General features: G+C 53.4%; 8 protein-coding genes. 1 reads left to right on the forward strand and 7 read right to left on the reverse strand.

Annotated features, from left to right (window positions below):
• The first annotated feature begins 111 nt into the window (after window positions 1–111).
• A complete protein-coding gene (locus C8275_RS11445; protein ID WP_106485191.1) occupies window positions 112–4,347 on the forward strand; it encodes an acyl-CoA dehydratase activase in 4,236 nt (1,411 codons plus the stop codon).
• Window positions 4,348–5,014: 667 nt separating this feature from the next.
• Here C8275_RS11445 and nqrF read toward each other — a convergent pair.
• The 7 genes from nqrF to carB all read right to left on the reverse strand — a co-directional run bounded on the left by nqrF (window position 5,015) and on the right by carB (window position 14,692).
• On the reverse strand, window positions 5,015–6,283 hold the full coding sequence (gene nqrF, locus C8275_RS11450) for an NADH:ubiquinone reductase (Na(+)-transporting) subunit F (protein WP_022383421.1): 1,269 nt from the start codon (window positions 6,281–6,283) through the stop codon (window positions 5,015–5,017).
• A gap of 24 nt (window positions 6,284–6,307) precedes the next feature.
• The gene (gene nqrE / locus C8275_RS11455; RefSeq protein ID WP_022383420.1) at window positions 6,308–6,931 is read right to left on the reverse strand and encodes an NADH:ubiquinone reductase (Na(+)-transporting) subunit E; all 624 of its coding nucleotides are present in this window, start codon (window positions 6,929–6,931) and stop codon (window positions 6,308–6,310) included.
• A 38-nt stretch (window positions 6,932–6,969) separates the two neighbouring features.
• Entirely contained in the window at window positions 6,970–7,602 is a 633-nt protein-coding gene (locus tag C8275_RS11460; RefSeq protein WP_022383419.1) for an NADH:ubiquinone reductase (Na(+)-transporting) subunit D, read from the reverse strand.
• A gap of 15 nt (window positions 7,603–7,617) precedes the next feature.
• Window positions 7,618–8,454 carry an NADH:ubiquinone reductase (Na(+)-transporting) subunit C gene (nqrC, locus tag C8275_RS11465; RefSeq protein WP_106485192.1) on the reverse strand — a complete coding sequence of 279 codons (837 nt, stop codon included), beginning with the start codon at window positions 8,452–8,454 and terminating at the stop codon, window positions 7,618–7,620.
• A 10-nt stretch (window positions 8,455–8,464) separates the two neighbouring features.
• Window positions 8,465–9,658 (reverse strand): NADH:ubiquinone reductase (Na(+)-transporting) subunit B, encoded by a 1,194-nt coding sequence (locus C8275_RS11470; RefSeq protein WP_022383417.1) that lies wholly within the window; start codon window positions 9,656–9,658, stop codon window positions 8,465–8,467.
• Window positions 9,659–9,715: 57 nt separating this feature from the next.
• Window positions 9,716–11,077, reverse strand: coding sequence for a Na(+)-translocating NADH-quinone reductase subunit A (locus C8275_RS11475; RefSeq protein WP_106485193.1), 1,362 nt, complete (start codon window positions 11,075–11,077; stop codon window positions 9,716–9,718).
• Window positions 11,078–11,467: 390 nt separating this feature from the next.
• On the reverse strand, window positions 11,468–14,692 hold the full coding sequence (gene carB / locus C8275_RS11480; RefSeq protein WP_022383415.1) for a carbamoyl-phosphate synthase (glutamine-hydrolyzing) large subunit: 3,225 nt from the start codon (window positions 14,690–14,692) through the stop codon (window positions 11,468–11,470).
• Between the last annotated feature and the right edge of the window lie 17 nt (window positions 14,693–14,709).

Here is a 14,709-nt window from a genome sequence, read left to right on the forward strand (position 1 = left end):
AGGAAGCATCTATCAGCTTTTTTCGTTGAAATTGCACAATTCTTCCCCTGTATTGCACTTCCGCCGATGAACGGGCTACCCTATCTTTGCCGATTCAAAAACGAGACTCAAATGTACAGGATAGGATTAGATGTAGGTTCTACCACCATCAAGACAATCGTGCTCGATGAGAGCGGCCGGATTGTTTATTCACGCTACGAACGTCACCACGCCAAAATACAGGAAAAGTTACTCGCCCTGCTGTCGGACATACGTACCCGGCTGGGCGACGCCGAGGTCACGCTCCGCCTGACAGGCTCTGTCGGGATGGGTATTGCCGAACGGTGCCGCCTCCCCTTCGTACAGGAGGTGGTCGCCGCGACCAACTACATCGCCCGCAACCATCGGGAAGTGTCTACACTGATTGACATCGGCGGTGAAGATGCCAAAGTCGTCTTCCTCCACGAGGGCGAAGCCACCGACCTGCGCATGAACGGCAACTGTGCCGGAGGTACGGGAGCTTTCATCGACCAGATGGCTATCCTGCTGAACGTGACTCCCGACGAGCTGGGGACCCTGGCGCTGAACGCCACACACATCTACCCCATCGCGTCGCGTTGTGGCGTGTTCAGCAAGACAGACATCCAGAACCTCATCGCCAAGAACGCCTGCAAGGAGGACATCGCCGCCTCTATCTTCCACGCCGTTGCCGTGCAGGTCATCGTGACCCTGGCACACGGATGTGACATCACGGCGCCGCTGTTGTTCTGCGGAGGTCCGCTCACCTTCCTGCCTGCCCTGCGCAAAGCGTTCACCGACTACCTGCAACTGTCGCCCGACGAGGTCGTGCTGCCTGAAGACAGCCACCTGATACCCGCCTGGGGCTCCGCCTTGTCGGAGGAGGACAGCCAGCCGGTCCGCCTTTCCAGCCTGAGCGACTCCATCAACCGGCATTTGTCCGTCACCTACCAGCCTGCCGAAAGCCTGGAACCCATCTTCAGCGATGACGACGACTACCGCCGGTGGAAAGAACGCATCTCGCAAAGCCCCATCCGGGAAGGCAGCCTCCGACCCGGCGTTGAAGAAGTGACGCTGGGCATCGACTCCGGCTCGACCACAACGAAGATTGTCGTCCTCAACCGCCGGAACGAGCTGCTGTATACCTACTACCACGGCAATGACGGCAACCCGATAGCGACCGTGGAGAAAGGACTCCGCCTGTTCCGCGAACGGTGCGAAGAGGCGGGCACGCAAATCCGCATCACCGGCAGCTGCTCCACCGGTTATGGGGAAGACCTCATCAAGGCAGCCTTCCGCCTCAACGGAGGCATCATCGAAACCATAGCCCACTACATGGCAGCCCGCCATGTGACGAAGGATGTGTCCTTCATCCTCGACATCGGCGGACAGGACATGAAGGCGATGTTCGTATCGGGAGGGGTCATCAACCGCATCGAAATCAATGAAGCCTGCTCTTCGGGATGCGGCTCGTTCATCGAGACGTTCGCCAAGTCACTGGGTCTCCCGGTGCAGGACTTTGCGGCTGAAGCCTGTCGTGCCACCCGCCCCTACGACCTGGGCACCCGCTGCACGGTGTTCATGAACTCCAAGGTGAAACAGGCACTCCGTGAGGGAGCCGGACTCGGGGACATCGCAGCCGGACTGTCCTACTCGGTCGTGAAGAACTGCCTGTACAAGGTGCTCCGCCTGAAGAGCACCGAGGAACTGGGACCGCACATCGTGGTGCAGGGAGGGACCATGAAGAATGACTCCGTGGTGCGTGCCTTCGAGAAACTCATCGGCAGAGAGGTGTTCCGCAGCAACTATCCGGAGCTGATGGGCGCCATCGGGTGCGCACTCTATGCCCGCCAATATGCTTCGGCTGACGCCACGCTCGACGAAGTGCTGGGCAGCGCCTCCTACACCACCCGTCCGCTGAACTGCCACGGATGTGAAAACCAATGTCTCATCACAACCTACCGCTTCGCAAACGGCAACCGCTACTACTCGGGCAACCGCTGCGAAAAGGTATTTACCAATAAAGGTACGGAACAGCGACAGGGACAGAACGTCTATGCCCGGAAGGAGCATCTGCTGTTCGACCGCCACATCGAGGTGGAGCATCCCATAGCCGTCATCGGCATCCCGCGCTGCCTGAACCTGTACGAGGAGTATCCCTTCTGGCACACACTGCTCAACCGTTGCGGTCTGCGGACGGTACTGTCGGCGCCGTCGAGCTTTGCCGCATACGAAGCCAAAGCCAAGCTGGTGATGTCGGACAACATCTGCTTCCCCGCCAAGTTGGCGCACAGCCACATCCAGGACCTTATCGACCGCCGGGTAGACCGCATCTTCATGCCCTTCGTCGTCTTCGAGAAACAGGAAAGCGGACAGAACAGTTACAACTGCCCCATCGTCTCGGGCTATGCCGAGGTCATCAAGAGCGTGCAGCGTGTGGGCGTCCCCATTGACTCGCCGACGATAACCTTCAAGGACAAGGACCTGCTCTACAAGCAGTGCAAGGCGTATCTCCGGACGTTCAGCATCCCGGAAAAGACCATTCGAAAGGCATTTGAAGAGGCTTTGAAGGAAGCAGACCGTTTTGAAGAACAGCTCATCGATGCCAACCAGCAGGTACTCGCGGCAGCCGACAGACAGACGCTGACCATCCTGCTCGCCGGACGTCCCTACCACACCGACCCGCTGATTCAGCACAAGCTCTCGGACATGATTGCCGCGATGGGAGTCAACGTCCTGACAGACGACCTCGTCCGCCACACGTCCCTCCCCATGGAAGACGTGCACTACCTCTCGCAGTGGGCATATCCCAACCGCATCCTGAAAGCCGCCAAGTGGGTTGCCATGCAGGGACCACACATCCAGTGCATGCAGATGACCTCGTTCGGATGCGGACCGGACGCCCTGCTCACCGACGAGACCCGCGACCTGCTGAAACGGTACGGGAAGACACTCACCCTGCTGAAGATTGACGACGTGAGCAACATCGGTTCCATCAAGTTGCGCGTCCGCTCCACCATCGAAAGCCTGCGCCTGTCGGGGAAGGAGGAGGCACGTCCGGCTGTCCGTCCGTTTGTCACCACACCGCCCTTCCGTGAGGAAGACCGGAAGCGGAAAATCATCGCCCCGTTCTTCACCCCGTTCATCTCTCCGCTGATTCCGCCCCTCATGAAGCTTGCCGGCTATGACGTGGAGAACCTGCCCGTGAGCGACACGGCATCCTGCGACTGGGGACTGAAGTACGCCAACAATGAAGTCTGCTATCCTGCCACCCTCATCGTGGGCGACATCGTGAAGGCCTTCAAGGAAGGACGTTACGACCCGGAAACGACTGCCGTAGCCATGACCCAGACGGGAGGACAGTGCCGTGCCTCGAACTACCTCTCGCTCATCCAGCGTGCCCTGGCAGAATCCGGCTTCGGACAGGTGCCCGTCATCTCCCTCACCTTCGGCGGACAGCTGGGCAACGAGCAGCCGGGCTTCCGCGTCAACTGGTTCAAGATGCTCCCGACCATCCTGAATGCGCTGCTCTTCTCCGACTGCATAGCCAAGCTCTACTATGCCACCATCGTGCGGGAGAAGGAAGAAGGGACTGCCGTCCGCCTCAAAGAGAAGTACCTGGACATCGCCAAACGGTTGATAGAGAACGGCAGTACGGACGAATGGCTTGCGACACTGCGCACGGCAGCAGCCGAGTTTGACGCCGCCGCCTGTGACCGGGACGTGCCCCGGGTAGGCATTGTGGGAGAGATTTTCCTCAAGTTCAACCCCTTTGCGCAAAAGAACATTTGCGAATGGCTCATCAGCCGACGCATCGAGGTCGTCCCTCCCCTCCTGACCGACTTCTTCGTCCAGGGATTCGTCAACTACAAGGTGAACCAAGACACCGGACTCCAGAAGAAGGTCGTACCCGGCAGCCTCATCCACTGGCTCTACAAGCTGGTATGGAGACGGATGGAGAAGTTCAACCGTGCCGGCAGCCGGTTCCGTCACTTCACCCCCTTTGCCAATGTGTTCGATGAGTCCAAGGAAGCTTCGCGCATCATCTCGCTCAGCGCCCAGTTTGGCGAAGGCTGGCTGTTGCCCGGGGAAATTCTTTCCCTTGCGCGCCAACGGGTTGACCATGTCATCAGCCTGCAACCTTTCGGCTGTATTGCCAACCACATTGTCTCAAAAGGCATCGAGAAACGCATCAAGGACCTCTATCCCCAGATGCACCTGCTCTCACTTGACTTCGACAGCGGCGTGAGTGACGTGAACATCATGAACCGTCTGTTGCTGTTCACGAACAGTCTGAAGACCGAGGAGAGTCACGCATCAAGAACGGACCGGGACATTGCCGCCCGATAGCCTTCCCTCATCAAGCATCACGAAGGGCCGGTCTCCCCACGAGGAGGTCGGCTCTTGTTGTATCCATTTCCGCCTGAAGCTGAACCTTGTTCCGCCTCTTCAGCAAGGCCATCGTATTCCCACGGCGTGGGACCGTGAGTTCCACGCCGTGGGACTGACAGTCCCAGCGCCTGGAACTCGAAGTCCCAAAGGCTGGAACCCGAAGTCCCAAAGCGTGGGAATACGGTTGGGAATAACGAAGTTACAGGTTTGTATTGCAAATTACTGCCAAATTACTATCTTTGAGCTATCAGAAACAGTCTACGAAAGCGACAAGGCAGGGTTCGCAAATTGTGATTTGCTTCCAAATTACTACCTTTGAACTATCAAGAACAGTACACTACAGACTATTTACTGATTATTAATGGTCTAAAAGCTCAATTAGAAAATCAAAAAGAGCTGTTTCAGAACAATAAACCCCACTATAAAGGTGGGATTTATGGTTTCCAAAAGAACCTCATTATTGTGCCATGAAACAAGGACACCTTCCCCAAAAACCATAAGCCTTCACTCTTAAACCCGCATACCAAACACAAAGCAGCGAAGCTGTTCCCAACGGGGTCAAGCTTCGCTGCTCTATCATATCACGGCAGGCATTACGCCTGCATACTATACCATATCCTGGATATCAACCGAAGTTATCGAACATCAGGTTCTTCATCGGAACACCCAAGCTGTCGAGCATACCCTCTACCGCCTTGCTCATCGGACCAGGACCGCACATGTAGTACTCTATGTCTTCAGGAGCTTCATGGTCCTTCAAGTAGGTGTCATAAATAACCTGGTGAACAAATCCCGGAGTATACTTCACGCCCGCAGCATCGGCAGCCGGGTCGGGACGGTCCAAAGCCAAGTGGAAAGAGAAATTCGGGAAATCACGTTCCAACTGAAGGAAGTCTTCCAGATAGAACACTTCATTGAGTGCACGGGCGCCATAGAAGTAAGACATCTTGCGGTCAGTCGTATGCAATGTGCGAAGCATGTGCATAATCTGTGCACGCAACGGAGCCATACCGGCACCACCACCAATCCACATCATCTCACGCTTGGAGTCGAAAATCGGATGGAAGTCTCCATAAGGACCGCTCATTGTCACCTTGTCACCAGGCTTCAACGTGAATATGTAGGAAGAAGCGATACCCGGCATCACGTCCATGAAGCCTACCTGAGGTTTCGGCTTGAAGGGCGGAGTGGCGATACGGACAGTCAGCATGATGCGGTCCCCTTCTGCCGGATAGTTCGCCATCGAATAGGCACGTACCGTAGGTTCGTCATTCTTGCATTTCAAACCAAACAGTCCGAACTTCTCCCACGACGGAAGGTATTCCTTGCCAATCAGGTCCTTGTCAATATCCTTGTCATAATCCATGGAATAAGTAGGAATCTTTATCTGTGCATACGAGCCGGGGATAAAGTCCATGTGCTCACCGGGAGGCAATGCAACGATAAACTCCTTGATAAAGGTTGCCACGTTCTTGTTGGAGATGACTTCGCACTCCCACTCCTTGACACCCATTACCGACTCGGGAACCTTGATGCTCATGTCACCCTTCAACTTCACCTGACAGCCCAAGCGCCAATGGTCCTGACGCTGCTTACGGTTGAAATGAGGCAATTCGGAAGGCAGAATCTCACCTCCACCTTCTATTACCTGACACTTACATTGTCCACACGAGCCTTTACCACCACAAGCCGAAGACAGGTAGATGCCATTTACAGCCAATGTGTTCAACAGAGTGGAACCGGATTCCACTTCAAGTGTATTTTCCCCATTGATGGTAAGCTTCACGTTGCCCGAAGGAACCAGGTATTTCTTGGCCACCAGCAGGACGATTACCAATATCAGCATAACGGAGAGGAAAACCGCTATACTCGCAAAGATTAACTGTGTATTCATGTCGTTACGATTACTCTTTGTTCATTATATCTTCAGTCCAGAGAAACACATGAAGGCCATTGCCATCAGACCTACCACAATGAATGTGATGCCCAATCCCCGCAACGGAGCAGGCACATTGGAGTAAGCCATCTTTTCGCGTATGGCAGCCAAGCCTACGATGGCAAGCATCCAGCCGATACCTGAACCTAACGCATAAGAGATGGCATCCGCCACACCACCGATAAACTGCGGGTCAGATTCACCCTTCACGATGCGTTGCTGCATAAACAGCGAGGCACCCATAATGGCACAGTTTACGGCAATCAACGGAAGGAAGATACCCAATGAAGCATAGAGGGAAGGGCTGAAACGCTCTACTACCATCTCCACCAACTGGGTGATGGCGGCAATCACAGCAATAAACAGGATGAAGCTCAAGAAACTGAGATCAATACCAAAGATACCATCCGCTGAAAGCACACGAGTCTGCAGCAGATAGTTTACAGGGAGCGTCACCACCAAAACGAAAGTGACGGCAATGCCTAATCCCACGGCTGTCTTCACGGTCTTTGACACGGCAAGGTATGAACACATACCCAGGAAGAAGGCAAATATCATGTTGTCGACAAATATCGAACGAACAAATAGACTTAACAGATGTTCCATAATTTACAAAATTAAGGGGTTGATAGCGGCTTTGCCGGTTATTTGTCTTGCAATTCCTTGTGACGGCTACGCTGCCACCAGATGATGCAGGCGACAATCACAAGAGCCATGGGAGGCATCACCATCAAACCATTGTTTATATAACCGGCATCGTAAACTGACTGCGGGATGATGCGGAAACCCAGCAATGTGCCGGAACCTAACAATTCGCGGAAGAACGCCACAATAACGAGAATCTTGGCATAACCCAGTCCGTTGCCCAGACCATCAAGGAACGATTCCCAAGGACCGTTGGACATGGCAAAGGCTTCCAGACGTCCCATCAGGATACAGTTAGTAATAATCAATCCGATATAGACCGAAAGCTGTACGCTCACATCATAGGCAAAAGCCTTCAGGATTTCACTCACAATCGTCACCAACGCAGCGACGACGACCAGCTGCACGATGATGCGGATGCGGTTAGGGATTGTACGGCGGATGAGCGAAATGATGACATTGGAGAAACCCGTAATGATGGTCACAGAGAGACCCATCACGATGGCAGGCTCCAGCTTGGCCGTCACCGCCAATGCCGAACAGATGCCCAGCACTTGCACCGTCACGGGGTTGTTCAGACCGAGCGGTGTGGCAAATACTTCTTTGTTTTTCTTGGAAAATAATTGGCTCATATTGCTTCTGTCCTCCTATTCTTTTGAAGTTAAAAACTTGATGTAGTTGCCCAGACAGTTCTTCAACATCTGGTCGACACCGTTGGAAGTGATGGTTCCGCCGGAGATACCGTCAACCTGACAAGCCGGGTTCTCCACCTTGCCATGCTTCATCACGCCCAGCACGACCTTGTCGGCATCCAGTGCCTGCTTGCCGACGAACTGTCCTTTGAAGGCATCCGTGACAATCTCCGCACCCAAACCGGGAGTCTCACTGGCATGGGAGAAGTATACTCCATAGACGGAACTCTTGTCAGCGTTAAGTGCTACGTAGCCCCACAAGGCTCCCCACAAACCTGTACCATATACAGGGATGACATACTTGGTCTCGCCTTCCACCTCGCAGACAAAGACGTGCAAGCGTCCGTGTTCCTTCACCTCCTTCTCGTAGGAAGTGGCAAAGTCCCGGTCATCCACCTTCTCATCGAGGCGGCCTTCGGCGTCCATCAGGCAGTCGGCCTTCACGTAACGGGCATACTCGGCATTGACATCTTTCACACCGGTCACATGGAGGGCTGAAAGAATCTGCTTCTTGGTGTCCATCTTGATATTCTCATCCTGACGACTGCGGAGCGAAGAGTTGACAAATGCCAACAGGAACGCCACCACAATCACCATGACCGCAGCATATATTAATGTATAGACATTGCTGTTCGTATCTCTTTTCTTCTTGGCAGGCTTGGTGGGGTCCCCGGGCTGCTCTACCTCCTTGAACTGAGTAGCCGGCGCTTTGCATACCGGGCACTGGGAAGGAGCAGACTCACCTTCGTAGACATAGCCACAGACCTGACAAACAAATTTCTTTGTAGCCATATTCCTTTTCTTATTTTTGGGTAGATACACGTTTCATTCTTCGGGAGATGTTGCCCTGCACCACACAATAGTCAATCAGCGGAGCAAAGACATTCATCAGCAGGATAGCCAGCATCATGCCTTCGGGATAACCCGGGTTCAGCACACGGATGATGATGGCCATGGCACCAATCAGGAAACCATAAATATACTTACCGGTCTCCGTACGTGCGGAGGTCACCGGGTCGGTTGCCATGAACACGGCACCGAAACAGAAGCCTCCCAGGCACAGATGCTCGTACCAAGGCATGTGGGCCATGGCCGTGTCGATGCCCGACACGTTGAACAGTCCTGCGACAACAGCACCGCCCACAAATACAGAGAGCATGGTCTTCCAGCTGGCAACACCCGTCCACAAGAGAATAACAGCACCGATAAGGATGGCGATCACACTGGTCTCACCGATAGAACCGGGGATAAGACCGGTCACCATATCCCATGAGAACGGCGGGAAGGCATCGGCAGCCTTGGCGGTAGAAGCAATACCCAGCGAAGTGGCAGCAGTCATTCCGTCAACCGTCTGTCCCAAACCGAAAATGCTGTCGCCCGAGACCCAGACCGATTCACCCGACATCTTGGTCGGATAGGCAAAGAAAAGGAAAGCACGGGTTACCAGCGCCACATTGAACACGTTCATACCGGTACCACCAAAGACCTCCTTGGCAAAAATTACAGAGAAGGCTGTTGCAATCGCCAACATCCAAAGCGGACAGTCCACGGGAACAATCATCGGAATCAAAATACCCGTGACCAGAATACCTTCATGGATTTCCTCGCCCTTCCATTGCGCCACGGCAAACTCAATGCCCAGTCCGACTACATAGGACACAATAATCTTGGGCAACACGGCTAGCAGTCCATAGAAGAACATCTCCCAGAATCCGGCGGTCATCGGCGTCTGCGTAAACGCTGCGACATGAGTAAAATGCTGGTATCCGACGTTGTACATGCCAAACAACAGGGCCGGCAGCAGAGCGATGACCACCAATATCATGATACGCTTGCTGTCAATCGCATCATGAATATTCGTACCCGTACGCGATGTCGTGTGGGGGACGAACATAAATGTCTCCATACCATCGAAAAACGAATGGAGCGCATGCAGACGTCCACCCTTTTCAAAGTTGGGCTTTATCTTGTTTAAATAGTTTCTTAATCCTTTCATACGAATCTTTCTATCATTGAATATATGAATTGTCAGTCATTCCTATTGTCAATTCTGTTACTCTCCTTCAATTTCCTGACGCAACAAATCCAAGCCTTCGCGTACGATGCGTTGCAGTTCCAGCTTCGACGAATCGACAAATTCACACAAAGCGAAGTCCTCGGGAGCCACTTCATAGATACCCAATGCCTCCATCCGCTCTATATCACCTGCCAGGATCGCCTTGATGAGGAACTCAGGCAGGATATCCATAGGCAGCACACGGTCGTATTCACCGGACATGATCATGTGACGTTCGCCTCCTTTCACACGGGCATCCAGCGTATATTCGCGCTTACGGCCGAACAACCAGCTGAAGTAGGCACGGCTTGTGCTGAAGTCATTCAGACGGGGACTGATCCAGCCGAAGAATTCATCGACATCACTTCCTTCGGGAATGACAGTCACCTGCGTCGAGTGCGCACCCAGGAAGCCATCGGCTGTTGTCGGATGTCCCGTCAGCACGTTTCCATCAATGACACGAACCACACGGTCTCCCAGAACAACACGACCTTTCAGCAGCGTGGACAACTGTGCACCCACTTTCATACGGACGTACGCCGGAGTCGTTACCTCGGAACCGGCCAGGACAATCGTACGGGTCAGGTCCACATGTCCGGTCCGCAAGGTACGTCCGATGAAAATCACATCTTCCGCTCCCAGCGTCCACACCTGTTCGCCTTTGTTGATCGGGTCCACATGGTGAATCTGTATACCAACATTGCCTGCGGGATGCGGTCCGTCGAATACATGGACACGCACATTCTTGGCATTTCTCAAAGCCGGACTCTGCTGACGGACGCTGACACCCAAATGCACCGGTGCCAGACATGCCAACACATCCAGACCGGACTGGAAGTCTGCCTCCTGCCCCTTCAACACAAATTCAAAATCAGGAGCCAAAGGCTTCGAGTCAAAAGCCGACACGAAAATAGCTTTGGGATGGTTGTCCGGAGATGCCGTAATGTCATAAGACCGCTGACGGAAGAAGGCAAAAAGACCCGTACGCATCAGCCATGCCTTTGCATCATCAGCCTTCATGCGTGACACATCAGGACGTTCAAACTCCACATACTCCTGCCGGGAGTCAGCTTGCACACGGATACTCAGTACCCGACGGCGCTCGCCACGATCCACACCCAGTACCGTGCCGCTCACAGGCGACACAAAATTCACCTCAGGATGGTTCTTGTCTACGAACAGCGGCTCTCCGGCTTTCACAGCATCACCTTCATGCACGGTCACTTTCGGCATGATGCCGGTGAAATCGGCAGGCATCAACGCATATACCTCCGGCTCGTCTACACGGAGTATTTCCGGCGCAGGTTTACCCTTCAGGTTGATGTCAAGCCCCTTTCGCAGTTTGATAACATTTGCCATATACTACTTATATATTATTAGATGATTCTCTCCAATTGTAGTTCAAAAGTATTTACCGCCATCCGGCAAAGCTTTCCTAAGAATCTGTCAGACAGGGTGCCACAAAGATACGATTATTCTTCCCTTCTACGATAAGACTTGGCTGTAAAAAGTGACACCCCTGCGTACCGTGTTCGTTAACAGATGAACAAAAAAACATGCGGTCCCCGATTTTGAAAACTCAATGTAGCAGAAACGCATTTCTGCCTTCTTGCCGGTTCTTGCCTGCATTTTCAGCCTCAAAGAGTCCGTTTGTAAAGATTACAGATTAAAAGTCAGAAGGCCGCCTTCCCCACCATCGGGAAAGGCAGCCTTCAGCTTACCAATATCTGAAATTAAGAAATTACCGGCTTATTTGTATTCTGACCAGCTCTTGATGGCAATGTCGTTTACATCCAGCGTACAGAACGCATTGATGAAGGCACTTGCCAGACGGGCATTGGTAATCAGAGGTATATTCAAGTCGATAGCTGCACGGCGGATCTTGTAGCCGTTGGTCAGCTCACCTGCCGTCAGGTTCTTCGGAATGTTCACCACCATGTCTATTTCCTTGTTGTGAAGCATCTCCAATGCCTGAGGTTTGGCTTCAGGCTCGCTCGGCCAGTGTACCAGTGTATTCTCGATGCCGTTCTCGGTCAGGAAACGCGATGTGCCACCGGTAGCGAAGAGGTTGTAGCCCTTCTTCTTGAGCATGCGGGCTGCATCGAGCATGTCAACCTTCTGCTTGGCTGTTCCGGTAGACAGAAGGATGTTCTTTGCCGGGATGCGTTGGCCTACAGAGAGCATGGCAGTAAGCACTGCGCTGGCTGAATCGTCTCCCAAGCAACCGACTTCACCGGTAGAAGCCATATCGACACCCAGCACCGGGTCGGCTTTCTGCAGACGGTTGAACGAGAACTGCGAAGCCTTGATGCCGACATAGTCAAGGTCGAAGAGGCTCTTCTCCGGCTTCTCGACAGGCAGACCCAACATCACACGGGTAGCCAGTTCGATGAGGTTGATCTTAAGCACCTTGCTGACGAAGGGGAAACTGCGCGAAGCACGAAGGTTACATTCGATCACCTTGATGTCGTTCTCACGGGCGAGGAACTGAATATTGAACGGTCCGGAGATATGCAGTTCTTTGGCAATCTGACGGGAGATACGCTTGATGCGGCGCACGGTCTCCACATAGAGCTTCTGGGGCGGGAACTGGATGGTGGCATCGCCCGAGTGCACACCGGCATATTCAATGTGCTCGCTGATGGCATAGGCAATGATTTCACCGTCCTTTGCTACCGCATCCATCTCAACCTCCTTGGCGTGCTCGATAAAGGAGCTGACTACCACGGGATGCTTCTTCGATACATTGGCTGCCAACTGGAGGAAGCGCTCCAGCTCTTCCTGGTTGGAGCAGACATTCATGGCTGCACCGGAAAGCACATAGGAAGGACGCACCAATACGGGGAATCCGACCTTGTCAATGAAGGCATTGATATCTTCCATCGAGGTCAGGGCACTCCATTCAGGCTGGTCCACTCCGATGCGGTCAAGCATGGCAGAGAACTTGTCGCGGTCCTCCGCATTATCGATGCTCTTGGCAGAGGTTCCGAGGATATTGACATGTTCGCCGTCAAGGCGCATGGCCAGGTTGTTCGGAATCTGTCCACCCGTAGACACGATGACTCCGTGGGGATTCTCCAGTTCGATGATATCCATCACACGTTCAAAGGTCAGTTCATCGAAATAGAGTCGGTCGCACATATCATAGTCCGTAGACACGGTCTCCGGGTTGTAGTTGATCATCACACTGCGGTAACCCTCCTTGCGAATCGTGTTGAGCGCCTGTACACCACACCAGTCAAATTCCACGGACGAACCGATGCGGTAAGCTCCCGAACCCAATACAATGATGGAGCGGCGGTCTCCCAGATAGTTCACGTCATTTCCGACACCGCTATAAGTCAGGTAGAGGTAGTTGGTCTGTGCAGGATATTCGGCTGCCAGCGTATCAATCTGCTTCACCACCGGCACAATGCCCAGACTCTTGCGGTAGGCACGCACCTGGTTGATGGCTTGTTCGATGTCCATATCTTTCTCCAGTCCGATTGCACGTCCGACCTGGAAATCAGAGAAGCCCTGTACCTTCGCTCTACGGAGCAGTGTGGCATCCAGCTTGTCCAGAGAGCCGACGGCATGCAGCTCCTTCGAGGTGTTCATGATGTTCATGAGCTTCTGCAGGAACCACTTGTCAATCTTCGTCAGGTCATGAATCTGGTCGATGGTGTATCCGGCACGCATCGCCTTGCTGATGACAAATATACGGTTGTCGGTCGGTTCACGCAGTGCCTTGTCGACATCGGGAATCACCAGCTCCTTGTTCTCCACAAAACCGTGCATGCCTTGCCCGATCATGCGGAGTCCCTTCTGGATGGCTTCTTCAAACGTACGACCGATGGCCATGACCTCACCCACGGATTTCATGGATGAACCCAGCTCGCGGTCTACACCACGGAACTTGCCCAGGTCCCAACGCGGAATCTTGCAGACCACATAGTCCAATGCCGGCTCGAAGAATGCCGAAGTCGTCTTGGTCACAGAGTTCTTCAAGTCGAACAGGCCGTAACCCAATCCCAACTTGGCTGCCACGAAAGCCAACGGATAACCGGTCGCCTTGGATGCCAATGCCGATGAACGGCTCAGACGGGCGTTCACCTCAATCACCCGGTAATCTTCCGACTCGGGGTCGAAAGCATACTGCACATTACATTCACCCACAATACCGATGTGGCGGATGATGCGGATGGCAAGCTCACGCAGTTTATGGTATTCCTTGTTTGTCAACGTCTGGGAAGGAGCAATCACGATGGACTCGCCGGTGTGGATACCCAGCGGGTCGAAGTTCTCCATGTTGCAGACCGTGATGCAGTTGTCGTAACGGTCACGCACCACTTCATACTCGATTTCCTTCCAACCGCGGAGCGATTTCTCCACCAGTACCTGGGGAGAGAAAGAGAAAGCCTTCTCTACCAACACGTTCAGTTCTTCCTCATTGTCGCAGAAGCCGGAACCCAGACCTCCCAGAGCGTAGGCTGCACGTACGATGACGGGATAACCCAGCTCACGGGCTGCACGGCGTGCGTCCTCGGCATTCTCCACCGCCTCGCTCTTGATTGTCTTCACCTGGATCTCATCCAGCTTCTTCACAAAAAGCTCGCGGTCTTCCGTGTCGATGATAGCCTGTACGGGAGTACCCAGCACGCGCACATTGTATTTCTCCAGAATGCCACCCTTATAGAGCTGCACACCGCAGTTCAAGGCCGTTTGTCCGCCAAAGGAGAGGAGGATACCGTCGGGACGTTCCTTCTGGATGACTTTCTCCACAAAGAACGGAGTGACCGGCAAGAAGTAAATCTGGTCTGCCACACCTTCACTGGTTTGCACCGTCGCAATGTTCGGATTGATCAGCACCGTGTGGATGCCTTCTTCTTTCAAAGCCTTCAGCGCTTGTGAACCGGAGTAGTCAAATTCGCCGGCCTCACCAATCTTGAGCGCACCCGAACCTAAGAGCAATACTTTCTTTATATTTTCTTTCATGATCGTTTTCTAATTAA

Source organism: Bacteroides sp. Marseille-P3684, from assembly GCF_900291465.1.
Classification (GTDB): Bacteria; Bacteroidota; Bacteroidia; order Bacteroidales; family Bacteroidaceae; genus Phocaeicola_A.